Source organism: Hyphomicrobium album (genome assembly GCF_009708035.1).
GTDB lineage: Bacteria > Pseudomonadota > Alphaproteobacteria > Rhizobiales > Hyphomicrobiaceae > Hyphomicrobium_A > Hyphomicrobium_A album.
Window position 1 is genome coordinate 333,552 of sequence record NZ_WMBQ01000001.1, and the last position, 26,511, is coordinate 360,062.

33 protein-coding genes and 1 pseudogene are annotated in these 26,511 nt (G+C 66.4%); 15 read left to right on the plus strand and 19 right to left on the minus strand.

The features are described from left to right. On the plus strand, positions 1-909 hold the full coding sequence (locus tag GIW81_RS01515; protein ID WP_154737587.1) for an EamA family transporter: 909 nt from the start codon (positions 1-3) through the stop codon (positions 907-909). Between the two features lie 5 nt (positions 910-914). Here GIW81_RS01515 and GIW81_RS01520 read toward each other — a convergent pair whose 3' ends face one another. The 7 genes from GIW81_RS01520 to GIW81_RS01550 all read right to left on the minus strand — a co-directional run bounded on the left by GIW81_RS01520 (position 915) and on the right by GIW81_RS01550 (position 6,323). Next, the gene (locus GIW81_RS01520) at positions 915-1,412 is read right to left on the minus strand and encodes a hypothetical protein (RefSeq protein WP_154737588.1); all 498 of its coding nucleotides are present in this window, start codon (positions 1,410-1,412) and stop codon (positions 915-917) included. Beyond that, a complete protein-coding gene (locus tag GIW81_RS01525; RefSeq protein WP_154737589.1) occupies positions 1,409-1,744 on the minus strand; it encodes an MmcQ/YjbR family DNA-binding protein in 336 nt (111 codons plus the stop codon). The genes GIW81_RS01520 and GIW81_RS01525 overlap by 4 nt, the downstream gene beginning before the upstream one ends. Positions 1,745-1,842: 98 nt before the next feature. Beyond that, a complete protein-coding gene (locus GIW81_RS01530) occupies positions 1,843-2,115 on the minus strand; it encodes a hypothetical protein (RefSeq protein WP_154737590.1) in 273 nt (90 codons plus the stop codon). A gap of 150 nt (positions 2,116-2,265) precedes the next feature. Continuing rightward, positions 2,266-2,694, minus strand: a complete 429-nt coding sequence (locus GIW81_RS01535) for a DUF1810 domain-containing protein (RefSeq protein ID WP_154737591.1) — start codon at positions 2,692-2,694, stop codon at positions 2,266-2,268. Between the two features lie 18 nt (positions 2,695-2,712). Next, positions 2,713-3,402, minus strand: coding sequence for a methyltransferase family protein (locus GIW81_RS01540; protein WP_154737592.1), 690 nt, complete (start codon positions 3,400-3,402; stop codon positions 2,713-2,715). Positions 3,403-3,424: 22 nt separating this feature from the next. Beyond that, positions 3,425-5,005 carry a L,D-transpeptidase scaffold domain-containing protein gene (locus GIW81_RS01545; RefSeq protein WP_195930302.1) on the minus strand — a complete coding sequence of 527 codons (1,581 nt, stop codon included), beginning with the start codon at positions 5,003-5,005 and terminating at the stop codon, positions 3,425-3,427. 136 nt (positions 5,006-5,141) lie between these two features. Continuing rightward, complete coding sequence (locus tag GIW81_RS01550) at positions 5,142-6,323, minus strand: OpgC family protein (protein ID WP_195930304.1); 1,182 nt, start codon at positions 6,321-6,323, stop codon at positions 5,142-5,144. A 161-nt stretch (positions 6,324-6,484) separates the two neighbouring features. Between GIW81_RS01550 and GIW81_RS01555 the strand changes: the two genes are divergently transcribed. Further along, positions 6,485-7,324, plus strand: coding sequence for a lysophospholipid acyltransferase family protein (locus GIW81_RS01555; RefSeq protein WP_324614857.1), 840 nt, complete (start codon positions 6,485-6,487; stop codon positions 7,322-7,324). Here GIW81_RS01555 and queF read toward each other — a convergent pair. The 8 genes from queF to GIW81_RS01595 all read right to left on the minus strand — a co-directional run bounded on the left by queF (position 7,306) and on the right by GIW81_RS01595 (position 12,475). Continuing rightward, positions 7,306-7,767, minus strand: a complete 462-nt coding sequence (queF, locus tag GIW81_RS01560) for a preQ(1) synthase (protein ID WP_154737595.1) — start codon at positions 7,765-7,767, stop codon at positions 7,306-7,308. The two genes, GIW81_RS01555 and queF, sit on opposite strands and share 19 nt — an antisense overlap. A gap of 4 nt (positions 7,768-7,771) precedes the next feature. Next, a complete protein-coding gene (locus GIW81_RS01565; protein WP_154737596.1) occupies positions 7,772-8,155 on the minus strand; it encodes a 6-pyruvoyl trahydropterin synthase family protein in 384 nt (127 codons plus the stop codon). A 48-nt stretch (positions 8,156-8,203) separates the two neighbouring features. Next, positions 8,204-8,830: a 7-carboxy-7-deazaguanine synthase gene (gene queE / locus GIW81_RS01570; RefSeq protein WP_154737597.1), complete on the minus strand. Its 627-nt coding sequence runs from the start codon at positions 8,828-8,830 to the stop codon at positions 8,204-8,206. Positions 8,831-8,878: 48 nt separating this feature from the next. Further along, entirely contained in the window at positions 8,879-9,934 is a 1,056-nt protein-coding gene (locus GIW81_RS01575; RefSeq protein WP_324614858.1) for an aldo/keto reductase, read from the minus strand. 87 nt (positions 9,935-10,021) lie between these two features. After that, on the minus strand, positions 10,022-10,540 hold the full coding sequence (locus GIW81_RS01580) for a Dps family protein (RefSeq protein WP_210251931.1): 519 nt from the start codon (positions 10,538-10,540) through the stop codon (positions 10,022-10,024). 165 nt (positions 10,541-10,705) lie between these two features. Next, a complete protein-coding gene (locus tag GIW81_RS01585; protein WP_154737599.1) occupies positions 10,706-11,212 on the minus strand; it encodes a hypothetical protein in 507 nt (168 codons plus the stop codon). A 189-nt stretch (positions 11,213-11,401) separates the two neighbouring features. Then, positions 11,402-12,109, minus strand: coding sequence for a 7-cyano-7-deazaguanine synthase QueC (queC, locus tag GIW81_RS01590; protein ID WP_154737600.1), 708 nt, complete (start codon positions 12,107-12,109; stop codon positions 11,402-11,404). 9 nt (positions 12,110-12,118) lie between these two features. Continuing rightward, on the minus strand, positions 12,119-12,475 hold the full coding sequence (locus GIW81_RS01595; protein ID WP_154737601.1) for a GFA family protein: 357 nt from the start codon (positions 12,473-12,475) through the stop codon (positions 12,119-12,121). A gap of 149 nt (positions 12,476-12,624) precedes the next feature. On the opposite strand from GIW81_RS01595, the gene eno reads away from it, so the two are divergent. From eno to GIW81_RS01660, 13 genes and pseudogenes are all read left to right on the plus strand, one after another. After that, complete coding sequence (gene eno / locus GIW81_RS01600; RefSeq protein ID WP_154737602.1) at positions 12,625-13,917, plus strand: phosphopyruvate hydratase; 1,293 nt, start codon at positions 12,625-12,627, stop codon at positions 13,915-13,917. An 89-nt stretch (positions 13,918-14,006) separates the two neighbouring features. Beyond that, positions 14,007-14,327 (plus strand): FtsB family cell division protein, encoded by a 321-nt coding sequence (locus GIW81_RS01605; protein WP_324614859.1) that lies wholly within the window; start codon positions 14,007-14,009, stop codon positions 14,325-14,327. A 151-nt stretch (positions 14,328-14,478) separates the two neighbouring features. Further along, complete coding sequence (gene pdhA / locus GIW81_RS01610; protein WP_154737603.1) at positions 14,479-15,534, plus strand: pyruvate dehydrogenase (acetyl-transferring) E1 component subunit alpha; 1,056 nt, start codon at positions 14,479-14,481, stop codon at positions 15,532-15,534. A gap of 2 nt (positions 15,535-15,536) precedes the next feature. Continuing rightward, complete coding sequence (locus GIW81_RS01615; protein ID WP_154737604.1) at positions 15,537-16,034, plus strand: YfbM family protein; 498 nt, start codon at positions 15,537-15,539, stop codon at positions 16,032-16,034. A 56-nt stretch (positions 16,035-16,090) separates the two neighbouring features. After that, on the plus strand, positions 16,091-17,440 hold the full coding sequence (locus GIW81_RS01620; RefSeq protein ID WP_407658184.1) for a pyruvate dehydrogenase complex E1 component subunit beta: 1,350 nt from the start codon (positions 16,091-16,093) through the stop codon (positions 17,438-17,440). A 27-nt stretch (positions 17,441-17,467) separates the two neighbouring features. After that, positions 17,468-18,406: pseudogene (locus tag GIW81_RS01625) on the plus strand (2-oxo acid dehydrogenase subunit E2); the annotation flags it as partial. A 243-nt stretch (positions 18,407-18,649) separates the two neighbouring features. Further along, positions 18,650-19,174 carry a hypothetical protein gene (locus GIW81_RS01630; RefSeq protein WP_154737607.1) on the plus strand — a complete coding sequence of 175 codons (525 nt, stop codon included), beginning with the start codon at positions 18,650-18,652 and terminating at the stop codon, positions 19,172-19,174. Between the two features lie 150 nt (positions 19,175-19,324). Continuing rightward, complete coding sequence (locus GIW81_RS01635; protein ID WP_324614860.1) at positions 19,325-19,633, plus strand: hypothetical protein; 309 nt, start codon at positions 19,325-19,327, stop codon at positions 19,631-19,633. A 90-nt stretch (positions 19,634-19,723) separates the two neighbouring features. Then, a complete protein-coding gene (gene lpdA / locus GIW81_RS01640) occupies positions 19,724-21,190 on the plus strand; it encodes a dihydrolipoyl dehydrogenase (protein ID WP_154737609.1) in 1,467 nt (488 codons plus the stop codon). A 24-nt stretch (positions 21,191-21,214) separates the two neighbouring features. Beyond that, the gene (locus GIW81_RS01645) at positions 21,215-21,472 is read left to right on the plus strand and encodes a GlsB/YeaQ/YmgE family stress response membrane protein (protein ID WP_154737610.1); all 258 of its coding nucleotides are present in this window, start codon (positions 21,215-21,217) and stop codon (positions 21,470-21,472) included. A 32-nt stretch (positions 21,473-21,504) separates the two neighbouring features. Then, positions 21,505-21,774 (plus strand): GlsB/YeaQ/YmgE family stress response membrane protein, encoded by a 270-nt coding sequence (locus tag GIW81_RS01650; protein WP_154737611.1) that lies wholly within the window; start codon positions 21,505-21,507, stop codon positions 21,772-21,774. Between the two features lie 79 nt (positions 21,775-21,853). After that, positions 21,854-22,789: a lipoyl synthase gene (gene lipA, locus GIW81_RS01655; protein ID WP_154737612.1), complete on the plus strand. Its 936-nt coding sequence runs from the start codon at positions 21,854-21,856 to the stop codon at positions 22,787-22,789. An 11-nt stretch (positions 22,790-22,800) separates the two neighbouring features. Further along, entirely contained in the window at positions 22,801-23,262 is a 462-nt protein-coding gene (locus GIW81_RS01660; RefSeq protein ID WP_154737613.1) for a type II toxin-antitoxin system RatA family toxin, read from the plus strand. A 3-nt stretch (positions 23,263-23,265) separates the two neighbouring features. Here the strand turns inward: GIW81_RS01660 and GIW81_RS01665 are convergent, their stop codons facing one another. From GIW81_RS01665 to GIW81_RS01680, 4 genes are all read right to left on the minus strand, one after another. Next, on the minus strand, positions 23,266-24,063 hold the full coding sequence (locus GIW81_RS01665) for a pentapeptide repeat-containing protein (protein ID WP_229309053.1): 798 nt from the start codon (positions 24,061-24,063) through the stop codon (positions 23,266-23,268). After that, complete coding sequence (locus tag GIW81_RS01670) at positions 24,056-24,574, minus strand: CinA family protein (protein ID WP_154737614.1); 519 nt, start codon at positions 24,572-24,574, stop codon at positions 24,056-24,058. The genes GIW81_RS01665 and GIW81_RS01670 overlap by 8 nt, the downstream gene beginning before the upstream one ends. Positions 24,575-24,652: 78 nt before the next feature. After that, complete coding sequence (locus tag GIW81_RS01675; RefSeq protein ID WP_154737615.1) at positions 24,653-25,141, minus strand: MarR family winged helix-turn-helix transcriptional regulator; 489 nt, start codon at positions 25,139-25,141, stop codon at positions 24,653-24,655. Positions 25,142-25,246: 105 nt separating this feature from the next. Beyond that, positions 25,247-26,431, minus strand: coding sequence for a bifunctional 2-C-methyl-D-erythritol 4-phosphate cytidylyltransferase/2-C-methyl-D-erythritol 2,4-cyclodiphosphate synthase (locus GIW81_RS01680; RefSeq protein WP_154737616.1), 1,185 nt, complete (start codon positions 26,429-26,431; stop codon positions 25,247-25,249). Positions 26,432-26,511 lie beyond the last annotated feature (80 nt).

Below are 26,511 nucleotides of genomic sequence, written 5' to 3' on the forward strand. Positions count from 1 at the left end.
ATGCCGTCGCAGCCGCTCTCCCTGCGCGACGGCCTGTTGGCGCTCGCCGTCATGGCCGTGTGGGGGACGAACTTCGTCGTCATCCGCTTCGGCCTCGACGACCTGCCGCCGCTGCTCTTCGCGGCGCTGCGCTTCACCCTGGCGCTGCTGCCGGCAGTGTTCTTCCTCAAGCGGCCGCCGGTGCCGTGGGTGAACCTCGCGGCCTACGGGCTGCTGATCGGCGCGGGGCAGTTCGGCCTCCTCTACATCGCCATGCGCGCCGACATCACGCCGGGGCTCGCCTCGCTGGTCGTGCAGCTGCAGGTCTTTTTCACCATCGGGCTCGCCGCCTCGCTCACCGGCGAGCGGGTGAGGCCGTTCCAGGTGGCGGCGCTGCTGCTCGCCGTGGCCGGCATCGGCGTCATCCTCGCGCACACGGACGCGGCGACCACGCAGCTCGGCCTCGGTCTCGTGCTGCTGGCGGCGCTGTGCTGGGCAGGCGGCAATATCGTTGCGCGCTCGACGCCCGGCGTGAACATGCTGGCTTACGTGGTGTGGGGCAGCCTCTTCTCGGCGCCGCCGCTCTATGCGCTGTCACTCGCCTTCGAGGGCTGGCCCGCCATCCGCGATGGGCTGGTGCATGCCGACGTCGCGACCTGGAGCGCGGTGCTCTACCAGGCGGCCGCCAATACGCTGTTCGGCTATGCGGTGTGGGGCTGGCTGCTGTCGCGCTACCCGGCGGCGACGATCGCGCCCATGTCGCTGCTCGTTCCCGTGTTCGGCATGGGCGCCTCGGCGCTGTGGCTGCAGGAGCCCCTGCAAGGCTGGAAGCTCGGCGCCGCGGCGCTGGTGATGACGGGGCTGTGCCTCAACGTCCTGTGGCCGCGCTTTGCCGCCGTGCGCGGCGCGCGCACGCCTCCCGCGGCGTAAGTGCTTTAGCGCGGTGCGGCAAAGCTGATGCCGCTGGCTATCTCTTCTAGCGGGCCGATGCCGGAGAACAGGTTGCGGCCTTCGCAGCCGGCATTGAGCGCTTGCAGGAGGTAGGTGCGGCCGGCGACCTTCGCGCAGATGATCTCACCGCGCGGCGTCGCGTTGCGGCAACCCGTGTGAGCCATGAAGCGCTCGCCGCCGATGCCGCCGATCACGATCGGCGTGCCCTCGATGGCGGAAAGGTCGTAGTGCCCGATGCCGAACGCGGTCGCAGCCAGCACCGCGCATGATTGCTCCCCGGCGACGACGCGTAAGACGACCGGATCGAGCTCGCGCGCCGCCTCGCCGTGCGGGGAAAAGCTGATGCCGTCGTGGGAAACGGACGCTTGCCATCGTGCGCGGTCGAAGCGGACGCTGGCATCGTCGAGGCGCACGGCCACCTCCGCCGCCAGTGCGGCACAGGCGAGCCCGCAAGCTGCGGTCAGAGCAAGAACCGGCTTCAAGCGCGTCTGCCTCGCGCCGGTTTCGCAGGGACCGCGTGCGCCCACGCCATTTCAAGTGCCGCCGTCAAGTCCGCCGTCGTCGCCTTGGCGAGCGTCAGCGTCGTCCAGCCCTGCTTGCCCCAGGCGTTCGGCACCGGCGCGAAGATCTCCGGCGCCAGCATGCATTTGAACTCTTGCTCGTCGGGCGTGAACTTCAGGTTGGCCGTCTTGCCGTCGGCGGCGAGGGTGGCGTAGATGCGTTTCACCTTGAAGGCGGCGCGATCGAAGTGCGGCGCCTCGCCCGTGCCTGCGAGTGCCAGCGCGATGCGTTTCAGGTCGCGGGCCGTTGCCATGCGCTCTATCCGCCGTTTTGCTCTTGCCTGCCGCAAGCGCTCATACGGCCGATTTGCGTCAACATGCGGGAGCCTTACGCAAAGCCCACCGCCGGCAACTACGCAGCCACATGGCCCAACGGCAGCGACAGCTGGCGAGGCCGCGATGCAACTCGTACCGTCGCCGGGGTGCTGCGCCGACGCCGGGGACGATGCGCATTCGTTTTCGGGCCGGCCGTCAGCTCACGGCGCACGGGCCGCGGCGCGCCACCCTTGTCGGAGTGCTTGAAGCAGCAGACGACCCCAGTAAGGATGAATGCCGTGAACGCAGCCGTGTGCATGCCTTCCGCAAGCGACATCAGCTCGATCTGACCAAGCAATGACCCGATCATGGACGACTCCCTTAACTTCATTTTTGCTTCTTTATTTGCTCCGATCTTAGGCGAAATTTGCTAAAAATGGCTGTATCGGATGCGGCTTGCCGGCGAAATTTGCCGACGCCGATGCCGACGATGCGGCGCGCTTCAAAGTGCGCGGCCTGGCTAGAGCCGCGCCAGTGTGGCGGGATCACGCTCGCCGCCGAAGTATTTGTCGAGCGCCGCCCGGAAGGCTGCATCGACGGGTGCAGCCTCGGCGAACAGCGTCATCGACGAGTGGAATTTCATGTCGTCGGGGCTGCCGAAGATGTCGTGAACACTCTGGCCTTCCGTCGCGGCGACGAGCCGGGTGCATCCGCGCAGACGCGACCCGAGCACGGGATGGGCGAGGTAGGCGACCGCCTCGGCATGCGAGGCGATGGCATAGCGCTGCGCCATCGGGCTCGACCCAAGGCCGGCGATCTGCGGGAAGACGAACCACATCCAGTGGGTGCGCTTGCGTCCCTCGCGCAGCTCTAAGAGCACGCGGTCGTAGATCGGCGCCTGCGCATCGACGAAGCGCTGCAGGTTGAAGGCATCGTCCGCGTGCGGCATGGCGCGCGGATTGTGCGCCTACCACACCCCGGGGATCAACCGGTAGCGGACACGCCCTGCGTAGGCGGCATAACCGTCGAGCTCGCGCGCCAGCGTCTCCTCCTCCCACACGGCGCGCAGGCCGAACAGAGCGATGATGACGATGCCGATGCCGACGGCGTACCAGGAGCCGAGCAACAGCCCGAGGCCGAGAAAATAGGCGATGGCACCGCCATACATCGGGTGGCGGACATAGGCATAAGGTCCGGTCGAGATCACCTTCTGCCCGCGCTCGCTCTGGATGCGCACCACGGCGCTGGCATACGAGTTCGTCTCCATGACCACGTGGAAGACGTAGAACCCGAAGGCCAGTGCCAGCGCGCCCAGAACCTGCAGCGACACCGGCATTGTCGACGTGCCGAACCGCACCTCCAGCCCGGCGACGATGGGCATAAGGAAGCAGAGCGAGAAGATGATCGTGAGCAGCCGTTTGTCCCACGGCTTCTGATCCTTCTGAATCGGGCCGCGCATGCGCTCCTTCAGGAGTTCCGGGTCGTGCCGGGCGATGCGTACGCCCGAGATGACGCCGATGACGCCGCTTTCGATCAGCAGAACCCACGCGCCGGGCCAGTCGAACGTTCCGGCGACGAGAAACAGGATGGCGCCGAGCACCGTCAGCCAGACGACGGTCTGCTTGAGGAGCCGCCGGACGAGGGGATCGTCGAACATCGCCACAATCCTTCCCGCAAGCTTAGAAGCCGCCACCCAACGCGCTGCCCACCATGTCGACGATGGTCGACGGCTGCTTCTGGCGGCGTTGCTGGCGAGCCTGCGGCCCTGGCGAGAACTCGCTTGCGCCTGGGCCTCCCTGCACGGGCGCCAGGTGGTCGCGGCCGATGTCGATCTGCTCCCACTTGCCTTCGATGGCGAGCGCGATGCGCTTCTCATGCCCGTAGATGTCGTTGAACGTCTTGAGCTTGCCGTCGTCGTCGACCCAGGCGGTGAAGTAGACGAGGTGCATGGGGATTTTCTTCTCCAGCACGACCTCGTTGTTGTCGCCGCCCTGGCGCATCATCGTCTGCACCTTGGCGGCGTCCCAGCCCTTGTCCTCGGCGAGCACCACCTCGGCCATCTTCATGGGATTGCGTAGCCGCAGGCAGCCGTGGCTCAGCGTCCGCACGCCCTGCGCGAACATCCACTTGTCTATCGTGTCGTGCATGAAGATCGTGTGCTGGCTCGGGAAGGTGAACTTCACCACGCCCATGACGTTCTTCGGGCCATTGTGCTGGACGACCTCGTAGTCGAGGATGTTGGCCGTGTTCCAGTCGATCGAGCGGTAGTCGAGCTGCTTGCCGTCCTTCGTTTCCAAGTCGAGGTCGTGCTCGCGGAACATGCTTCCGCCGCGCCGCAGATTGGGCTGCAACTCATACGCCTTGATGGAATCGGGCACCCGCCACATCGGCTTGAAGACGATGGTCTTCAAGTTGCGCGTGAAGATCGACGTCTGCTTGCCGGTCTCGCCGACGACGATGCGCTCGGTGTGGATGCGCGCTCCGTCCTTCACGAGGTAGACCATGAACTCCGGCACGTTCGCCATGATGTGGACCTCGCCCAGGTCCGCCATCCACCGCCACTCTTCCATGTTGGCGAGGATCTTGCGCGCCAGCGGCTTACCCTTGTTGCCGAGAAGGGCTTGGCGCAGTTTCTGGAACTGCGGATGTTGCGGGTGCAGGCCGCGCACGTAGGCGGCGGGGTCGGCTGCATTGGCCGCGCCAACGATCACCAGCTCGGGATCGAGAAGCTGCGGTTTGCGGTCGAGGTTGGAGTTGAGCAGGATCGACGGCTCGGTGATGCGGCCGCCGCGGGCGTAGCGCGCATACTTCAGGAGGGCGAGCGAGATCTCGACGTCGGCCTTGCCGATCGTCTCGCTGTCGAGTTGCGCTGCCGGCGGGATGGACGGCAGGTCGAAGTCCTTGGCGTTGAGGCCCCAGTTGTCGGCCTCGAGGATCTCCGCCCCGAGAGCTGCACCTTTTTCGGTGAGCCCGGCCTCGCTCAGCCACATCGGCGCGTCGCGGCGCGCGGCGTAGAAATCCGAAAGGACGGCGCGCTCCTTCAGCTCCTGGGCGGAGCCGTCGGTCGGGAGGCCGTTCAGCTTGGTGCGCACGGCGCTGGCGACGGGATTTGTATCGGTGGGCGGTGCCATCGGCGGCGTGATGGCCGGATCGGTAGCGCCCACTGCCGGCTCCGAGGCGCTAGGCGCAGCTACGGCGTAACCGGCGGTGCCCGCCAGCGGCAGGGCGGCGGCAAGCATTAGAATCGTTGAGCGAATCATTCCCCCTCCGAAGGCCGGCACGCTAACCGAGCCATGCCAATCTGGCCAGGGTGCGGCAGGGCGAGGCCGGGAAACCGGGGACTTGGTGTGCCGCATTCCCCACGCCTAGTGCCCCGGCGAAAGATAAGGGGTGAATTTACGGTCGCGGTGCGGTCATCGGCTCGGCGCGTGCCTGCGCCAACGGGTGCCGGGTGCGCGCGACCGCCGTTTCCGGCGCCGCCTTGCGCTGCGTCAGCAAAGCGGCCGTCGCCAGCATCAGCGCTATGCCGACGAAATTGACCACGAGTTGGGGCGCAAGGCCGTTACCGCCGATCTCGGTGAGGAACACCCAGGCGCCGAGGGACAGAACCGTCGCCAGGCAGAAGATCTGCAGGGAGTGGCGGCCGCAATTGGCGACCGCCACCGCCCACGGCTCGGTCAGCCATCTTGAACGCGCGGAGATGAGGACGAGCGCGAGATAGCCGAGGGTGAGGATGCTCACCAATCGCCAAGCCGGAACGTAGATGCGATCCATGGAGCCGAGCGCATCCGGCGCCACGAGCCGGGTGTTCTCAAGACCCGGAATCAGCGCCCACGGCGCCATGAATAGGAACGCGAACACGGCGTACGCGCCGGCTGCAATCACCAGCCAGGGGATGACAGGGATCGGCCGACGAAGGCTGAACTGCGCGGTGACGGCGCCGATGGTCATCAGCACCTGCCAGGCGAACGGATTGAACACCCAGCCAGCCGGGTTCTGGTGCGCGGGCAGGTTGAGGCTGAATGCGTTGGCGACCGCCCACAGTCCGATCGACAACCCGAGCGCCACGAACGGGGCACGGCTCACCATCCACAGGAGCAGCGGCGCCCATACGAGCAGCAGCGTCACATACAGCGGCAGGATGTTGAGCAGGTTGGGCTGGTTGAGGAGCGTGATGGCGGACGCGATCGCGCTCACGGGCTGGTCGGCAAACGTGTGGAGCTTGATCGCCTCGACGTACATCGGATTGGCGACCGCCGTGGCGATCGCGGCGAGCCCGAAACTGCAGAGCAGCAGCAACCCGATATGCCAGACGTAGATTTGCCCCGCCCGGTGAAGCGTGCGCTGGACGCCGGCCTGGAAGCCTTGCGTCTCGAACGTGCGGCCATAGGCAAGCACAGCCGAGAAACCGGCCAGCAGCACGAACACCTCGGCCGCGTCGGCGAAGGCGAAATTGCGCAGCGTGAAGTTGGCGAGCCGGTTGTCGGGGATGTGGTCGATGAAGATGAAGATAAGGGCCAGGCCGCGAAAGAAGTCGATCCGCAGGTCGCGCTGACGGCCCGGTTGAAGCGTATGCATGCGCCTGCCTCGATCGCTGTAAACCATCTCCGGCGAAAGGCGGGCAACGCCATGCGGCGCACACGGTTCCGGCATGCGGCGCGCGTCAATTCGACGTCCGCTGGGCTTAGAGGTTTCACAAACAAGCGGTATAAGCCGTCATCGCCAACTAAGGACCGACCGTGAGATTTCCGGAGCTGTCCTACGCCAACGCCGAGGACCCGCCGCTGAAGCGGGGACTGATCCGCATGCTGGAGCGGATGTCAGGCCGCGACTACTTCGCACCGCTCTACGACCGCTGGCGGCGCCAGAGCATGGAAGGCGATGGGCGCATCATCCGTCCCATGCTCGGCATGATCGGCGTCGACCTGGAGATCATCGCGCGCCAATGGCCGCCCGCCCTGCCGAAGGATCGCGGGCTCGTCCTCGTCGCCAACCACCCTTACGGCATTCTCGACGGGATCGCCGCGCTCACCTTGGCGGAGGACCTCGGGCGACCCTTCAAAGTGCTCATCAATAGGGAGCTGATGAAGGTGCCGGAGATGGTACCCTTCTCATTGCCCATCGACTTTCGCGATACCGATGAGGCGCTGGCTAAGAACCTCGCGACGCGCAACGCCGCGATCGGCCTGCTGCGCGAAGGCGCGACCATCATCGTCTTCCCCGCTGGTGGCGTGGCGACGGCGCCGCGTCCGTTTGGCCGTGCAGTCGAGCTGCCGTGGAAGCTCTTTACTGGAAGGATGGTGCAGGCGGCGCGCGCCTCCGTGTTGCCCGTCTATTTCGAGGGCCAGTGCAGCCCGCTGTTCCATCTGGCGTCGCGGCTGAGCATGACGCTGCGGCTGTCCATGCTCATCCGCGAGTTTCGCCGCGCCGTTGGTCAAAAGCTCGTGGCGCGCGTCGGCGACGTGATCGCGTTCGAAGACTTGAAGCATGGGCGGGACCGGCGCGCGCTCATCGCCGAGCTATACGAGCGCGTGCACGCGCTCGCGCCGCCTGACGCCGATCAGCCGCGGCCGCGGTAGGGCGCGACGCCCTGGTCGGGCAGCCACACGCCTTCGGGCAGCTTGCCGGTCTGCCAGAACACGTCGATCGGCATGCCGCCGCGCGGATACCAGTAGCCGCCGATGCGCAGGTACTGCGGGTCGAGCAGCGCGACGAGGCGCTTGCCGATGGCGATGGTGCAGTCCTCGTGGAAGGCACCGTGATTGCGGAATGATCCGAGGTAGAGCTTCAGCGATTTCGATTCCACGAGCCAGTCGCGCGGCACGTAGTCGATGACGAGGTGCGCGAAGTCGGGCTGCCCCGTCACCGGGCAGAGCGAGGTGAACTCCGGCGCCGCAAACCGCGCGACGTAGGCGGTGTCGCGGTGCGGGTTCGGCACGCGTTCGAGCGTCGCCTCTTCCGGGCTCTGCGGCAGCTTCGTCGCCTGCCCGAGGATGGTGACGGTGGTGTCCTTCTGGCCCATCGGCTTACTCCGCAGCGAGGCGAGACGGCGCCGGCCCGTTATAGACCGCGCCCTCGCCGCAGCTGTCGCGGGCAATCTCGATCTCGGCAAGGCCCGGAACGCGGTTCTGCAGCCGGTTCCACAGCCAAATCGCGATGCGCTCGAGCGTCGGCGCCTCGAGGCCTTCGACCTCGTTGAGCAACCGGTGGTCGAGCGCATCCTGCGCCTCCGCCATGGTCTGCGCCAGCTCGTCGAAGTGGAAAACGTAGCCGGTGTCGGCGCCCGGCACGCCGTCGATCGTCACGCGGGCGCGGAACGAATGGCCGTGCACGCGTGCGTTCGGCGAGCCCGCCGGAGCGGTCGGCAGGAAGTGGGCAGCCTCGAACTGGAATTCTTTGTAGATGCGCATGGGGGGTCTGTAGGGGATTTTCTCGTGCAATTCCAGTGCCGGCCGTCGTTAAGGAATGCCGAGCAGCTTGTGGGTCTGCAGGGACAGCCGCCAGCCGGGGTGGGCCTTGCAGTAGGCGACGGCGCGCTCGGTGTTCGCCTTGGCGTCCGGGCCGTCCATCGGCTGCAGGTAGCGATGCGTGAACGCTAGCTCCGCGACCGCTTCCGGGTCGAGCCCCGCCTGCGGGTAGACGAGCTTCAATTCGTCGCCCGAGCGCTGCCTGAGGTCAGTCCCGGCCTTGGGGCTGACGCAGATCCAGTCGATGGCGCGCGGCACGGGGAGGGTGCCATTGGTCTCGATGGCGATCTCGAAACCGCGGGCATGTAGAGCATCGATCAGCGCCTCATCCACCTGCAGCATCGGCTCGCCGCCGGTCAGCACGACGAGCCGCGCCGCGGATGGTCCCGCCACCTGCGCGCAGGCGTCGGCGAGAGCATCGGCGGTTGCGAACTTGCCGCCGCCCTCGCCATCCACACCGACAAAATCGGTGTCGCAGAACTGGCAATCGGCCTTGGCGCGATCCTGCTCGCGGCCGGACCACAGATTGCAGCCGGCGAAGCGGCAGAAGACGGCGGCGCGCCCTGTGTGCGTGCCTTCGCCCTGCAGCGTGTAGAACATCTCTTTGACGGCGTACATACGGGCATCCGTAACGGCCCGGACCGCCGCAAACAAGAGCGCGCCGGCCTAGTGGCCGGGCTCGGCGGGCAGGGACGGCCCAGAACCCGCCCCGGTGCGCTTGATGGTGGCCGCGATCTCGTCGAGATCGGCCTTGCGCAGGTGCAGGGTGGCGGCGTCGATCCAGCCGTCGACTTGGGCGGGCTCGCGGGCGCCGACAATGGCGCCGGTGACGCCAGGCCAGGCCAGCGTCCAGGCGATGGCCACGGCTGCGGCCGACGTTCCGTGGCGTTGGCCGACGAGCTTCATCGTCTCCGCAAGCGCCAGGTTGGCCTTCAGCTTGTCGCCGGTGAACTCGGCGTTGCGCGAGCGCCAGTCGTTTTCGGGCAGTCGCTTGGCGCGCTCGGCCGTGAACGCGCCGGTGAGGAGGCCCGCCTGCATGGGGCTGTAGACGATGACGCCGGTATCGTGCTCGGCGCACCACGGCAGCTCGGCAGCGGCGAACTCGCGGCGGATGGCGGAGAACGGCGGCTGCAGCGTGTCGACGTGGCCGAGTTTCTCGGCGGCCGCGAGTTGCGCCACGTTGTGGTTGGAAAGCCCGACGGCGCGCACCTTGCCCTCGGCCTTCAGGTCGAGCAGCGCCTGCCAGTATTCCTCGATCGGCGTGCCGTCGCGCGAGGGCCAATGCATCTGATAGAGGTCGAGGCGGTCGACGCCGAGACGCTTCAGCGAGGCTTCGCACTCAAGGCGGATGCTCTTCGGGTCACCGACGTTGTGCGGCGGCGCCATGCGGTCCGCCTCGTCCCAGCGCAAACCGCACTTGGTGAACACGAACGGCCGCTGTGACGCGGGGATTTCTCTCAGCGCGGCGCGCACCACCTCTTCGGAATGGCCGAGCCCGTAGATCGCCGCGGTGTCGATCCAGTTGACGCCGCGCTCGACGGCATGGCGGATGGCGGCGATCGATTGGCTGTCGTCCTGGTCGCCCCAGCCGACGGCCCAGTCGCCGCCGCCGATCGCCCAGGCGCCGAGCCCGACGGGCGTGATGAGCATGTCGGTGCGGCCGAGGCGTCGCTTGGGCAGCGCCGTCTTGCCGGCGAGCGTGTCAGTTTCGGATAGGGCCACAGGCTTCTCCTTCGACTGATGGATGCTTGGAACAAGCGCGGCGGCAAAGTTGCCGCCGCGTTAGTTTGTCTCTGTCGCTACGCAGCCTTACGGCGCGTGCTTCTCGCGCGTCGCCTCGAAAAGGAACCAGACGCGCCGCTCGGTCTCGTCCATCCAGTTCTCCAGCAGGCTCGCCGTGGCCACGTCGCCGTGCTCGTCGCAAAGGCCGTGGACCTCGCGCATGCGGGAGACGAGATCCTTGTTGTCGTCGCGCAGCTCGGCGAGCATGTCCTGCGGCGTGACGTAAGCCGCGTCGTTGTCCTCGACGCGCTGCAGCCGGGCGATCTCGCCGATCGAGTGCAGGGTAATTCCGCCGACCTTGCGGACGCGCTCCGCCATCGGGTCGGTCATGGCGAAGATCTGGTCGCCCTGCTCGTCGAGCAGCAGGTGATAGTCGCGGAAATGCGGCCCGCTCATGTGCCAGTGGAAGTTCTTCGTCTTCATGTAGAGCGCGAACGTGTCGGCGAGCAGCGCGTTGAGCGCGCCCGATAGATCGCGGATGGCGTTGCCGTCGTAGGTGCTCGGTGTCTGCAGCGGCGCTTTGCGGCGCTCGGCAGCCTTGCTCATATCGCCCATGGGGAATCTCCTCGGCTGAAGTGCCGCAAGTATATGCGACCACTCATATGCGGACGCACACACAAGGTTGCGAGCCCGCCTAACGCCGGGTTGACGCGCGCGGTTTGACGCACACGCAAATGGAACGTTTCGGAAACTATTGCAGCGGCAAGCGGCTCATGGGGACAGGCGCGTGTGCGTTTCGGCTGGCGCCTTGTACCACGCCGTTTCCTCGTCCAGCAGGCGTTTGCCGAGCGCGAGGCATTCGCTGGCGATCTGGTTCGGAATGATGTCGAGGGCGATGTTGTGCCCGCCGGTCGTGATGCCGGTCTTGTGGTCGATGCACTCCTTCACGAGCTGTTGGAAATGCTGGACCGCTTCGCCGGTGCTCAGGCGCGTATCCGCGCCAAAAGTCTGGGCAAATTCCTTGTAGCTCTGCTGGAGGGCGGCGTAGGCATCGACGTGCGCCTTGCGCGCGGCGCACACGTCGGCCGTCGCCCTTTTCACGTCTTCATCCGACCACTCGACCACCTCGCGGACGGTCGCTTCGCATGCCTTCGGCGAGGCGTCGACTTCGCCCTCGTACTCGTAGCCGAAGGTCAACTTGTCGGGCAGGTCGCCTGCTATGGCGGGTGCGGCGGCTACAACGCAAAGGGTGGCGAGCAAAGGCATGATGCGCAACATGACGGCAGATCCTTTGGTACGAGCAACTAGCCCTTTTAGTCTGCAGTGGAAGCCACCACGGATTACCGCGCGTCCAAAGTGAGCACAATTGCCGCCGGAGCCAGTCGGCGAGCGCGTCACTCTCGTGGCGCTGAGTGATCTCATGCGCCGCCGCCCAGTCTCCCGCAGCCGCCAGGTCGACGGCGCGGATCAGGTCGTCTTGCCGGCTTGCCACTTTTCCCATCCCTGCCGGCGCAGCGCGCACGCCGGGCAATGGTTGCAGCCGTAGCCCCACGCGTGGCGGCGCGAGCGAACGCCGAGATAGCAGGTGTGGGATTCCTCGGTGACGAGTTCCACCAGCGGTGCGCCGCCCAGCGCCTCGGTGAGCGCCCAGGTGCCGGCTTTGTCGATCCACATCAGCGGCGTCTCGATGATGAACTCCGCGTCCATGCCGAGCGAGATCGCCTTGCCGAGCGTCTGCAGCGTGTCGTTGCGGCAGTCGGGGTAGCCGGAGAAATCCGTCTCGCACATGCCGCCGACGAGGGTGCGCATGCCGCGGCGGTAGGCCAGCGCGGCGGCGTAGGTGAAGAACAGGAGGTTGCGGCCGGGGACGAAGGTCGACGGCAGCCCTTTGTCGCTCAGCACGATCTCGGCGTCGCGCGTCAGCGCCGTGTCGCTCAAGCGCCCGAGCTCCGGCAGCTCCAGCATGTGATCGTCGCCGAGCCTTCCACCCCATTCGGGTTTCAGCTTTGTGAGGCCCTCACGTAGCCGCCCACGCTGGCCGAGCTCGGCGGCATGACGCTGTCCGTAGGCGAAGCCAACGGTCTCGACGCGTTCGTAGCGCTTAAGTGCCCAGGCAAGGCACACGGTGGAGTCCTGCCCACCTGAAAACAGCACCAATGCCGCGTCGTTCGCCATCTTGGTCCGTCAGAGGCTGGCGCCGTCGAACTTCCGGACCGTGAGCGCATCGAGGTCGACGCCGTCGAGGCAGCGCACGTTGAGGGCGATCATCTTGGCCCCGTCCGGGCGGATGCCGCGCGCAAAAGCGCCGACCCCGCAGGTTGGGCAGAACATGTGGTGAATGACCTTCCTATTGAACTGATAGTCGGTCAGCGCCTCGCCGCTCTTGAGGCGGAAGTTGTCCTCCGGGACGAAGGCCAGGAGCGCACCGCGCTTGCGGCAGATTGAGCAGTTGCACGAAATGACCTGGTTGAGGTCCGCATCGACCTCGTAGGCGACGTGACCGCAATGGCAGCTTCCAGTGTAGGTTTTCGTCTCCGTCATGCCGAAGCTCCCCTTGTTGGCTGCAGCGCGTCAATCCCGCCCGGGCGCAAGGGCATTTTCAACTCTTTGCGCCTGCGGCAAGAGCGGCTAAAAGGCGCCGGACCCTCCCACGCCCGTCCGCGGCCCGCAACTCATAAGGTACCGACCAAATGACCGCCATCATCGACATCATCGGCCGCGAGATTCTCGACAGCCGCGGCAACCCGACGGTGGAGGTCGACGTGGTGTTGGAGGATGGCGCCATGGGCCGCGCCGCGGTGCCGTCTGGCGCCTCCACGGGCGCGCACGAGGCGGTCGAGCTGCGCGACGACGACCCCGCTCGCTATCTGGGTAAGGGCGTCGAGAAGGCGGTGGCCGCGGTCAACACCGAGATATTCGATGCGCTGGCGGGCATGGACGCCGAGGACCAGCGCGGCGTCGACGCGGCCCTCATTCAGCTCGATGGCACCCGCAACAAGTCGCGCCTCGGCGCCAACGCCATCCTCGGCGTGTCGCTCGCCACGGCGAAGGCCGCGGCGGAGTCGAGCAGCCTGCCGCTCTACCGCTATCTCGGCGGCGCGGCGGCGCACGTCCTGCCGGTGCCCATGATGAACATCGTGAATGGCGGCGCGCATGCCGACAACCCGATCGACATCCAGGAATTCATGATCATGCCGGTGGCGGCCAATTCCATCGCCGACGCCGTGCGCATGGGCGCGGAGATCTTCCACACGCTGAAGAAGTCGCTGAAGGACGCGGGCCTTTCGACCAGCGTCGGCGACGAGGGCGGCTTCGCGCCGAACTTGAAGTCGGCGGACGAAGCGCTGGGCTACATCATGAAGGCCATCGAGCGCGCCGGCTACAAGCCGGGCGATGACGTGATGCTGGCGCTCGACTGCGCGGCGACGGAGTACTTCAAGGGCGGCAAGTACAACCTTGAGGGCGAGGGCAAGTCGCTCGATTCCGCCGGCATGGTGAAATACCTCGAGGCGCTCGTCTCGCGCTATCCGATCATCTCCATCGAGGACGGCATGTCCGAGGACGACTGGGACGGCTGGAAGGCGCTGACGCAGGCAATCGGCGCGCGCTGCCAGCTCGTCGGCGACGATCTGTTCGTCACCAACACCGAGCGTCTCGCCGAGGGCCTGAAGCGCGGCGTCGCCAACTCGATCCTCGTCAAGGTGAACCAGATCGGCTCGCTGTCGGAGACGCTCGACGCGGTGTCGATGGCGCAGCGCGCAGCATATACGGCCGTCATCTCGCATCGCTCGGGCGAAACGGAAGATGCCACAATCGCCGATCTCGCCGTGGCGACCAACGCCGGACAGATCAAGACCGGCTCGCTGTGCCGCTCCGACCGGCTCGCCAAGTACAATCAGCTCATCCGCATCGAGGGCGAGCTGGGCGATACGGCCCGCTATGCCGGCAAGAGTGTCATCCGCGGCCGCGCCGTCTCGGCTTGAATTGCAATGACTGGCACACCGCTTTACCTGCCATTAAGCACCGTGTGGCATAACAGGGGTGTCCACCAGTCATGTGCAGCGTACCCCCAGTGCTGCGTCAGCCAAAAATCCATGATCGACGCTCGAGGCTAAGGCAGGCGACGGTGTTGCTTCTCTGCCTGGGTTTGACGGCCTACTTCGTCCATCATGCAATCAATGGCAGGCACGGCTTCGAGGCGCGATCCAGGCTGATCGAACGGTCAGCTCTGTTGGAGTTTGAGATCAAAAGCCTCGAGGCCGTGCGCGCCAAGCTTGAGCGCGACGTCGCTCTCCTGTCTCCCGAAAAGCCCGACTCCGACCTCGTCGAAGAGGTCGCGCGCGAAGTGCTGGGTTTCGTCCGTCCCGACGACGCTGTACTCATCGAGCGCTGAGCGGCAGACGCACACGGCAGCCTAATCGGTCAACGCTGCGCCGACTTCTGGGTTCTAGATATCGACATACGGCTCTAGTAGGGTTCGATTCACTCCGCGAGCATGGGTTTTGTCGCGCGGCGCATCGTTTCCACGATTTGCACGGAACCCGATGGTGGCGGCGAAAGCTTCATCCAGCCGGAAGGCAGCCGGCGCCGGGAAGGCGCGCGGAACCAACGGCGCCGACGGGAAGGCCCCTGCCAGGGTCTTCACGCGCGAAGAGCGCCTCGACGCCTATCGCCAGATGCTGCTTATTCGCCGTTTCGAGGAGAAGGCGGGCCAGCTCTACGGCATGGGGCATATCGGCGGCTTCTGTCATCTCTACATCGGTCAGGAAGCGGTCGTCGTCGGCATGCAGATGGCGCTCGAGCCGGACGACCAGGTGATCACTGCCTACCGCGATCACGGGCACACACTTGCCGTCGGCATGACCGCGAAGAGCATCATGGCCGAGCTCACCGGGCGCCGGCACGGCTGCTCCAAGGGTAAGGGCGGGTCGATGCACATGTTCTCGCCCGAGAAAGGGTTCTACGGCGGCCACGGTATCGTCGGCGCCTGCGTACCGCTCGGCGCCGGGCTCGCCTTCGCCAACCTCTATCGCGGCAATGGCCGGGTCTGCCTCACTTACTTCGGCGACGGCGCCGCCAACCAGGGGCAGGTCTACGAAGCCTTCAACATGGCGCAGCTGTGGAAACTCCCCACCGTGTTCATCATCGAGAACAACAAGTACGCGATGGGCACCTCGATCGAGCGCTCGTCGTCGACGACGAACCTGTCCCAGCGCGGCCTGTCGTTCGCCATCCCGGGTGAGCATGTCAACGGCATGGACGTCGAGGAGGTTCGCGCTGCGGGTGCACGCGCCATCGAGCATGCGCGTTCCGGCAAGGGTCCGTTCATTCTCGAAATGATGACCTACCGCTACCGCGGCCACTCGATGTCCGACCCCGCGAAGTACCGCACCCGCGAGGAGGTGCAGCATATGCGCGAGACGCAGGACCCGATAGAGCAGATCCGCGCCCGGCTCATCGACGGCGGCGTCGGCGAGGACGAGTTGAAGGCCATCGACCGCCAGGTGCGCGAGGAAGTCAACGCGGCAGCCGAGTTCGCGCTCGCCGATCCCGAGCCCGACGCCTCCGAGCTCACCACGGATGTGCTCGTGGAGGTTTAAGCGTGGTCGCGCGCGGTGTACATTTTGCTTTGACCGCAGAAGACGAGCGGCGATTGCTAGCCTGTCCAGCAGGGCAGCGGCCCGATTTCATAAGGAATGACATCGAGGAGTTCTATTTCGCACACGCCGGTGAATGGCTCTGCGAGACCGACAAGGCCTGGGACGCAATTCATCGCTCGTTTGGAGCGAGCGAGCTCCACTACGAGTACCGGTCACCGCTGCACGGCGTTATTCTTGGCGGTGAGCCGCTCTACTTCCGTCGCGACTACATCATCTCGTTGAAAAAGAGCGGGTGCGTTGGAGAGATCGCGGGAGCGCTCGGCGCCGTGGGCGAGCAGGAGTTTCGGGCGCGCTACTTTGGGATTGATCCGATGAAGTACGATTGTCCTCTTTCGGAGGAGGACTTCGAATACAGCTGGAGTTGGCTGCAGCGCCTTATACCGTTCTACCTTAGATCTGCCGAAGCCGGCCGTTCTGTCGTCTTCACCACTGACCAGTAGCGAAGGTTGCCGCCGTCATGCCCACCGAAGTCCTGATGCCGGCGCTGTCGCCCACCATGGAGGAGGGCACGCTCACCAAGTGGCTGGTGAGCGAAGGCCAGGACGTGAAGGCTGGCGACGTCATCGCCGAGATCGAGACCGACAAGGCAACGATGGAGGTCGAGGCGGTCGACGAGGGCAAGCTCGCCAAGATCCTCGTCCCCGCCGGCACGGAGAACGTCAAGGTCAACACGCCGATCGCCCTCATCTCCGGCGACGACGAGAGCGCTGCCCCGCCATCTGCGCCCCCGAAGGCGGAGACGCGGCCGAAGAACGCAGAGTTGGCGGCGGAGCTCGATGTCGCGCCGACCGAGCAGCCACGCGACGAGCCCGGCCGCAGCTATGAGCCCCTCTCGGCCGAACCTGAGACCGCGCCGGGAACCGAGACCGTCAACCAGACGATGCGCGAGGCGCTGCGCGATGCGATGGCAGAGGAGATGCGCCGCGATCCGGACGTGTTCCTGATCGGCGAGGAGGTCGCCCAGTACCAGGGCGCCTATAAGGTCAGCCAGAACCTGCTCGAGGAATTTGGCGAGCGGCGCGTCATCGACACGCCGATCACCGAGCAGGGCTTCGCTGCGATCGGCGTCGGCGCCGCCTTCGCCGGCCTGAAGCCCATCGTCGAGTTCATGACCTGGAACTTCGCCATGCAGGCGATCGACCAGATCGTCAACTCCGCTGCCAAGACCCACTACATGTCGGGAGGGCTCGTCACCGTTCCCATCGTCTTCCGCGGGCCCAACGGCGCCGCGGCACGCGTCGCCGCCCAGCACAGCCAGTGCTTTTCCGCCTGGTACGCGCACGTGCCGGGACTGAAGGTCGTCGCGCCGTCGACGCCGGCCGACGCCAAGGGGCTGTTGAAGGCTGCGATCCGCGACCCGAACCCCGTTGTCTTCCTGGAGAACGAGATCCTCTACGGGGCGCACGGCCCAGTGCCCAAAGGCGGCGATTTCGTCATCCCCATCGGCAAGGCGCGTATCGCGCGGCCCGGCAAGGACGCCACTGTCGTCTCGTTCGCGCGGGGCATCGTCTACGCGCTGGAGGCGGCCGAGCGGCTCGCCAAGGACGGCATCGACGTGGAAGTCATCGACCTCAGGACGCTGCGCCCGCTCGACATGGCGACGGTGCTCGCCTCGGTGAAGAAGACCAACCGCATCGTCACCGTCGAGGAAGCCTGGCCCGTGTGCTCGGTCGGCTCGGAAATTTGCGCCCAGGTCGCCATGCAGGCGTTCGACGATCTCGACGCGCCGCCGGCGAAAGTGTCGGGCGCCGACGTGCCGATGCCGTATGCGGCCAACCTCGAGAAGCTGGCGCTGCCGTCGGTCGAGCGCGTCGTCGCGGCGGTGAAGTCGGTCATGTACGTTTAGCTGGGGCGCACCATGGGCATCGCCGCGCAAGATCGCATTTTCGCTTCGCCGCTGGCGCGGCGCTTGGCGCAGCAGGCGGGATTGGCGCTGGATGGTTTGCCGGGCACCGGCCCTCACGGGCGCATCGTCAAGCGCGACATCGAGGCGGCGCTCGCATCGGGCGCTTCGAAGCGAGCCGGCGCCTCCCCGACGCGTCGGGAGGTCGCGACCTTCGAGCGGCCGGCGGCGGCGATGCCCGACGACAAAATCCTCGCGCTCTACGACAAGGGCAGCTACGAAGTCGTCCCGCACGACAAGATGCGCCGCGTCATCGCCGAGCGCTTGACCGTCGCCAAGCAGACGATCCCCCACTACTACCTGTCGATCGATTGCCGCATCGACGAGCTGCTGCGCTCGCGCGAGCGGATGAACGCCGCGGCCCCCGCTGACGGCCCGCGCGCCTACAAGCTTTCGGTCAACGACTTCATCATCAAGGCGATGGCACTCGCCCTGCAGGAGGTGCCGGCGGCGAACGCGACGTGGACCGAAGCCGGCATGCTGCGCCACAAGTATTCCGACGTCGGCGTCGCGGTGGCGATTGAGGGCGGCCTGTTCACGCCGGTCATCCGCCATGCCGAGGTGAAGTCGCTGTCCGAGATCTCCAACGAGATGCGCGACCTGGCCGACCGTGCCCGCAAACGCCGCCTCGCCCCGCACGAGTATCAGGGCGGCACGACGTCGATCTCCAATCTCGGCATGTACGGAATCAAGAACTTCGATGCCGTCATCAACCCGCCGCACGCGACGATCCTTGCCGTCGGCTCGGCTGAACGGCGGCCAGTCGTGGTGGGTGAGGGCTTGCAGGCGGCAACCGTCATGAACGTGACGCTGTCGTGCGATCACCGGGTGGTGGACGGTGCGACGGGAGCCGCGCTGCTCGGCGCTTTCCGTGCATTCATCGAGGATCCCGTGCGCATGCTCGTCTGACCGGCCGGAGTGGTTAATTGCGAATCAGCGCGGCGCCGAGTGGTGCCTCAGGCCCCAATTGGGGTGACAAGCTGTGGCACGAGGAGCACGCCTCGGCGCCTTTCCCCAGGTAAGAGCCTCACAATCGGCTCCGAAAAGCATAAGAATAGGGCACTTGCTTGCTGCCGGCCCAGGGCAAGCCTAAAGCGGAACGACAGCGTGGGCGTACCTGGTGACCGACTCTAGCCCTTGGAGTGAATCACAATGACGGCGCGCTCGAACGCCCTCTATGCCGCGGCCCTAGCCTGCATGCTCGCAGGTTGCGCCAACGACGGCTCTCTCTCTTCCGCATTCAACACCGGCTCTATCGATCCGCAAAAGCAGGCGGCGAACGAGCAGGCTGAGAAATCAAAGCAGGCTTTGTGCAACACGCTCGTCTCGCAGATCGAGGCGCTCAACTCGGAAGGCGTGACCGACAAAGTCTCCAAGGCGGCGGCCAAGAAATACAAGCTCAAGGCCACCGACCTGACGAAGGCCGACGAGCTCAACAAGGCCAACGTCGAATTCCAGAGCAAGTGCTCGAGCTACCCGCCGCGCGTCGCCGCGACGGCGCCGATCGAGCCGGTGACCAAGACGTCGGAAGCCGCACCTGCGGCAGCGCCGGCGACGAAGACTGCCGCCAAGCCGCCGGTTCCGTCACAGAAGCCGGTTGCCTCGGCCTTGGCCCAGGATACGACACAGACGGCGAACGCTCCGGCTTCCGGGACGACGACGACGCCTACGCCTTAAAACGCGAGTTGTACTCAACTTCCAGGCGCCTACCGTGTCACTCAGATGCGGGGGCGCCTCGATCATTTCTGCACACTACGATGAGAAGGGTTGCACGCCCCGTTAGCGTGTGGTGAAACCGCCCTGGAACCAATACCAGGGGAGGCCATGGTGTCTGGCAACGGTCGGCGGGCGCGTGCTTACAGCGGGGCAGTAGCGGTCACCCTAGCGGTGCTGCTCGCGGGATGTGCCGGCAACACCGGTACGGGCACCAGCGGCGACCCGGGTCCGCAAAGCTTGAGCGGCGGCGAGACATGCCAGGGCATTCGCGCCAACCTCAACCGCATGGACCGCGAGGGCGTGCCCTCGCTGGTCGAGCAGCAGAACAACGGCAAGAAGCTGGCCGCTCCGCAGAAGGCCAAGGCCGATCTGTACAACCAATTGCTCGACAAGTACCTCGGCGCCCGCTGCCACGTGTAAGAGGCGGCGCGGCCCATTCACTGCGATGAGTGCTTTGGCCTCGGCGTCCGACGACACCGGGGCCTTCGATTTTCAGATGGGGCCTAAGCCATGAGCTCCAGCGACTACGACGCAATCGTCATCGGCGCCGGACCCGGCGGCTACGTTGCCGCCATCCGCGCCGCGCAGCTCGGCCTGCGCACCGCAGTCGTCGAGCGCACGCATCTCGGCGGCATTTGTCTCAACTGGGGCTGCATCCCGACCAAGGCGCTGCTGCGCTCGGGCGAGATCTTCCACGAGGTTGGCGAGGCCGCGAACTTCGGGGTCGTCGTGCCGGGCAAACCGAGCATCGATCTCAAGAAGATGGTCGAGCGTTCGCGCAAGGTATCGGCCGAGCTCAATGCCGGCGTCGGCTTCCTGCTCAAGAAAAATGGCGTCGACGTCATCTGGGGCGCCGCCAAGCTCAAAGGCAACGGCGTCATCGAGGTGACGAAACCCGAGCCGACCGGCCGGACCGATCCCGAGCCGCCAAAAGATGCGCGCGGCCCCGGCCGCTATACGGCATCCCACATCGTCATTGCCACCGGAGCCAGACCGCGGGCGCTACCCGGCCTGGAGCCGGACGGCGACCGCATCTGGACGTACTTCGAGGCGATGCTGCCGCCGGCGCTGCCGAAGTCATTGCTGATCGCCGGCTCCGGTGCCATCGGCATTGAGTTCGCCTCGTTCTACCGGGCGCTGGGCGCGGAGGTGACGGTCGTCGAAATCCTGCCGGAGATACTCCCCACCGAGGACGCCGAGATTGCCGCGCTGGCGCGCAAGGCGTTCGAGAAGGAGGGTATCCGCATCGTCACCGGCGCCAAGGTCGGCGACGTGAAGCGCAGCAAGGACGGCATCACCGCCACGATCGAGCATGGCGACGGCAAGCGCGAGAGCATGGCCGCCGAACGGCTGATCTCCGCCGTCGGCGTCCTCGGCAATACCGAGGGGCTCGGCTTGGAGGCGTTGGGCGTCAAGCTCGACCGGGGCCTCGTCGTCGCCGACGACCTCGGCCGCACCAACGTGTCCGGTATCTACGCGATCGGGGACGTGGCCGGGCCACCGATGCTCGCCCACAAGGCCGAGCACGAAGGGGTGATCTGCGTCGAGGCCATCAAGGGGATGAAGGTGCACGGGCTCGACAAGCTGCACATCCCCGGCTGCACCTACAGTCGTCCACAGATCGCCTCCGTGGGTCTCACCGAGCAGCGCGCCAAGGCCCAGGGCCGCGCGGTTCGCATTGGCCGCTTTCCGTTTCGCGCCAATGGCAAGGCCCTGGCGCTGGGCGAGCGGGAGGGGCTCGTCAAGACGATCTTCGACGCCAAGAGCGGCGAGCTGATCGGGGCGCACATGATCGGCGCCGAGGTCACCGAGCTGATCCAGGGGTTCGTCATCGCCATGCAGCTGGAGGCGACCGAGGAGGACCTGATGCGTACCGTCTTCCCACATCCGACCCTTTCGGAGATGATGGGTGAAAGCGCGCTGGCGGCGTACGGGCGGGCGTTGCACATTCCGCCGGCGGGCAAGCCGTCGAGCTAACGCGTTGCTACCGGGAGGGACGCCATGGATATCGATACGCGGGCGCTGCTCATCTTTGCGTTCATCGGCATCGTCGCCGGCTTCGTCGCCTCGCTGCTGCTCGGCGGCGGCGGCGGACTGCTGCGCTACCTCTTGACCGGCATCATCGGTGCCTTCGTCGGCGGCTACCTCTTCGACGTCCTGAAGATCGATTTGGGATTTCGCAGCAAAATTGTTTCTGAGATCGTCACCGCATCGGTCGGTGCCGTTATCGTCGTCTTATTGGCGCGGATCATCGCGTAAGCGCCCCAACGAACGCTAGGGAGAAAACGCGAATGGAAGACTACGCAGGCTACGCGCCGTGGATCGTCATGGCGGTTAACGGCCTCATCGCCGGCTGGCTCGCCCATCTCATCCTCGGCGGCGGTGGGCTCATCCGCGATATCTTCACGGGTATCATCGGCGCCTTCGTCGGCGGCGCCCTGGTACAGGCGGGTCTTCTGAAACTGCCGATCCTATTGGACTGGCCCTGGGTGCATCAGATCCTCGTCGCCACCATCGGCGCGCTCCTGATCATCATCATTGCCCGCATCATTGGGCGTTAGGCGGGTGTCACCGCGGCCCGCTTTGCGTCGACGGCGCCGAGCCTTAAGATGGCGGCGAAGCCGAGGCTGGAGCTTTTGATTGAGCGCGCCCGCCACATCCACAAAAGTAGCCGCCGAGGGCGGAACGGTATCGCCGCGTCCGGCGAAGCCGGCGTGGATTCGCGTGCGTGCGCCTGGCTCGGCAGCGCATGCCGAGACGGCGCGCATCGTTCGCCAGCACGGCCTACATACGGTGTGCGAGGAAGCCGGCTGCCCCAACATCGGCGAGTGCTGGGCGAAGCGGCACGCAACCTTCATGATCATGGGCGACACATGCACGCGCGCCTGCGCCTTCTGCAACGTGCGCACCGGCATGCCGCGGCCGCTCGATCCGGGCGAGCCCGCCCGCGTCGCCCAGGCGGCGAAGGAGCTGGGCCTCACGCACATCGTCGTCACCTCGGTCGATCGCGACGATCTGGCTGACGGTGGGTCGGCGCACTTCGCCCGCGTCATCGATGCACTGCGCGCGTCCTCCCCGTCGACGACGGTCGAGGTGTTGACGCCCGACTTCCTGCGCAAGGCCGGCGCCCTCGAGACGGTGCTCGCGGCGCGCCCGGACGTGTTCAACCACAACCTCGAAACCGTGCCGCGGCTCTATCTCTCCATCCGGCCCGGCGCGCGCTATTTCCATTCGCTACGCCTCCTGCAGCGCGCCAAGGAGATCGACGGCCGACTGTTCACCAAGTCGGGCATCATGGTCGGGCTCGGGGAAGCGCGCGAGGAGGTCATGCAGGTGATGGACGACATGCGCTCGGCCGGCGTCGACTTCCTCACCATCGGCCAGTACCTGCAGCCGAGCCCGCGACATGCGGCCGTGCAGCGCTTCGTGCCGCCGGCCGAGTTCGAGGCGCTGCGTCAGATCGCTGTCGCCAAGGGATTCGCGCTCGTCGCCGCCAGCCCGTTGACGCGCTCGTCCTATCACGCGGGCGATGACTTCGCGAAGCTGCAGGCGGCGCGCAGCGCGACGCAGGCATAGCGGAGCACCCCTTGCCGACCTTCGAGATGACCCGGCGCGTCGCCTTCACGCCCGCGCAGATGTTCGCGGTGGTCGCCGATGTCGAGCGCTATCCCGAATTCCTGCCGCTGTGCGAAAAGTTGGTCGTCCATTCGCGCGAGGACGGCAGCACGCATTCAACGCTCGTCGCCACCATGACCGTCGGCTACGGCGCCATCCGCGAGAGCTTCACCAGCCGCGTCACGCTGCGCCCCGAGCGGCACGAGGTCGATGTCGTCAAGATCAAGGGGCCATTCTCGTACCTCGCCAACCGCTGGCGGTTCCGCGAGCTGCCCGGCGGCTGCGAGGTCCACTTCTATATCGATTACGCGTTCGCTTCGCGCATGCTGGCGTTGTTGATGGGCGCCGTCTTCGACAAGGCGGTACGCAAGTACACCGATGCGTTCGAGGCGCGCGCCCGCGCCGTCTATGGCAGCCCCACCGTCACTGCGTAGGGCTCAGCGGATCGCCTTGTCGACGTTAAGAGCAGTATCGAGGCCCAGCGCCGTGCTCAATCCCTTCGCTCCGGTGAGGATCGCCCCGTCGAGGTCGGCCTCGGCCAGATCGACGCCGGTCAGGTCCGCCCCCGTGAGATCGGCGCGCGAAAGGTCGGCCTTGCGCAGCTTGGCGCCGCGTAAGTTGGCGCCGCGTAGATTGGCAAAGCGGAGCAGCACATAGCCGAGATCGGCGCCGGAGAGATTGGCGTTGGCGAGGTCGGCGCCGGCGAGCTCCGTCCGCCATATGTGCTCGATGAACCCCGTCTTGTTGAACGGCGCGAGCATCGCTCCGGAAAGATCGGCCGCGCGGAAGCTCGAGCGATTGAAGCGGCCGAAGAGGCGCGAGCGGGCGAGGTTGGCGCCGGCGAAGCTCGGCGCCTCGCTCCGTGGTGCGGCGAGCGTGGAGAAACTCGACGGGCGCAGGAAGCTCGTATCGGAAAGATCGGCGCCGTCGAAGCGCGCCCCGATGATCACCACGCGGTCGAGCCGCGCCCCGCGCAGATCCGCCTTCGACAGGTCGGCGCGCGTCAGGTCGGCTCCGAACATGTTGCTGTTGGCGAGCGTCGCCCCCTTGAAGTCGAGGCCGCTCAGGTCAAGCTCGCGCAAGTCGAGGCCGGAAAGCTGCAAAGGGCGAGTGCGATCCGCGTGGTGCAGGCGCAGCGTGAGATCGCGGACCGTGACGTCGGCGGCGAAGGTTGCCGCGGCAGACATCAGCATCGTCGCAGCCAAGCCAACGATGCCAGCGGTCATTCTACGCATGTCGCAATCCCGGCTTCACGGCGGAGCGCGCCAAGGCGACAGCCTCGCGCACGCTGGCCAAACGCACCTCACGCCGTCCAATATCGCCGAAACGGCATTCGAGCGCACGCGTCGTCTCGCCCTCGGCCGCGACGGCGAAGTAGACGAGGCCGACCGGCTTCTCCGGGGAGCCGCCATCCGGCCCCGCAATCCCGGTCACGGACAAGGCGATGTGCGCGGGCGTCCTCGCCAGCGCCCCGTCGGCCATGGCCCGCGCCACCTCGGCGCTGACGGCGCCATGCCGCGCGATCAACTCCTCAGGTACGCCGAGGAGATCGGTCTTGGCCGCGTTGGAGTAGGTAACGAACCCCCGCTCCACCATGCCGGACGAGCCCGGCACCTCGGTGAGAAGGCCGGCAAGCAGCCCGCCGGTGCAGCTTTCCGCCGTCACGATGAGCAGCGCATGCCGCTGCAGCTCTGCCAGCAGAGCTTCGGCTTCAGCGTAGAGATCGGCGGGGAAGAGGCTCGTCATGGACCTTAGAAATGAATTCGGGGGCGCCGACGGCACCCCCGAATATAGTCCTAGAGCCACGTGAGCCGTCAAATAGGCTCAGGCGGGAACCAGCTTCTCGGCCTGGTGCAGCAGATTGTCGAGCGTGTTGCGGCTCTCCGCGCCCATGACCGTGAAGGCGCGCTTCTGTGCGTCCTGCCAGACCGGGAACGCTTCCTTGAGGATCGCCTGCCCCTTGGGGGTCAAATGCAGGCCGCGACCGCGGCGACCCGCCGGCGGATCCATGTTGATGTGACCCAGCGCCAGGAGGCGCTTCAGGTTGCGCGACAGCGTCGATTTCTCGATGTCGAGCTCGTGGCCGATCTCGACGGCCGTGATCGCGTCACGTGCCGCGAGCTGTGCCAGCAGCGTGTATTGGCTAGCGGTGATGCCTAGCGGGCGCATGGCATCGTCGTAGACGCGGGTCACGATGCGCGACAGCTGGCGCACACGCGTGGCAAGACAGGCGTTCGCCGTTGTTTCGGCGATGTCGGAAATGCTCGCGGTCTCGACCGGCTTGCGCTCCAACGTATTGGTCATCAGGTTCATAGCGGCCCCCGAGGCTCGTGGTCATACAACCACCTCAGGCCTTGATGCCGCGATTCTGTCGCAGGGGTCAAATGACCGACACAACTCGGCGCCGGGCCCCGGATTTCAGGCCGGCAGGAGGACCGTGGCGCTCGCCATCGCGGCGATTCCCTCGCCCCGGCCGATGAAGCCCAGGCCTTCCATCGTCGTCGCTTTGATGCCGACGCGCTCAGCGCCGATACCCAGGATGCCGCCGATGGCGTCGCGCATGGCTTCGCGGTGCGGACCGATCTTCGGCGCCTCGCACAGCAACGTCACATCGACGTTGACGATGCGGCCGTTGAGCTTGCGCACGCGCGCGGCGGCGTCGGCGAGGAAAATGCGCGAGGCGGCACCGCGCCATTGCGGGTCGCTCGGCGGGAAGTGCTGGCCGATGTCGCCGTCGCCGATCGCGCCGAGAATGGCGTCGGTGAGTGCATGCAACCCGACATCGGCGTCGGAATGACCCTCAAGGCGATGCGTGTGGGCGATTTTCACGCCGCACAGCCAGACGTGATCGCCGGCGGCGAAGCGGTGCACGTCGAAACCAGTGCCGTTGCGTGGCTCCAATAGCGCCGCTGCGCGCGCGAGCAGCCGCTCCGCAAGTTCGATGTCATCTGCCGTCGTCAGCTTCATGTTGCGCGCCGAGCTGGCGACGAGCTTCACCGGCAGTCCCGCCCACTCGGCGAGGCCCGCATCGTCGGTAAAGTCGGAGCGGCCCTCGGCAATCGCGCGCCGATGCGCTTCGAGGATCACGTCGTAGCGGAACGCCTGCGGTGTCTGCGCCCGCCACAGCCCGGCGCGATCGACCGTGCGCGAAATGGTGCCGTCGGCGGCTGCCTGCTTCAGCGTGTCGCTGACGGGCTCGGCGGCGATCGCTCCGGCACTTGTGTCGAGCGCCGCGACGAGATCGTCGACCAGTTCGGCGGTGAGGAAGGGGCGCGCCGCGTCGTGAATCAGGACGCGGTCGGGGGACGCGGACCCCAGCGCTTCGAGACCGGCCAGCACCGACGCTTGGCGGGTCGCTCCGCCCGGCACCGGGGGCCGCAGGCGGCCCTCGAAGGGCGCCGCGGCAGCCTGATAAAACTCAGCATCCTCAGGGTTGTAGACGACAACGGCGGTGTTCACTCGTGGGTGGCCGGTCAGGGTGCGCAGCGAGTAGGCAAGCACCGGGGTGCCCCCCAACGGCAGGTATTGCTTCGGCGTGCCGCTGCCGCCCTTGACCCGCGTTCCGCGGCCGGCCGCCACGATCACCGCCGCCGTCGTCACCATTGTCGCACCCTTCGGAAAAACTCGGCCCTGCTTAGCCAGATTGGCCATCGACGGCAATTGTGGACGGGCTTGTTCGCGCT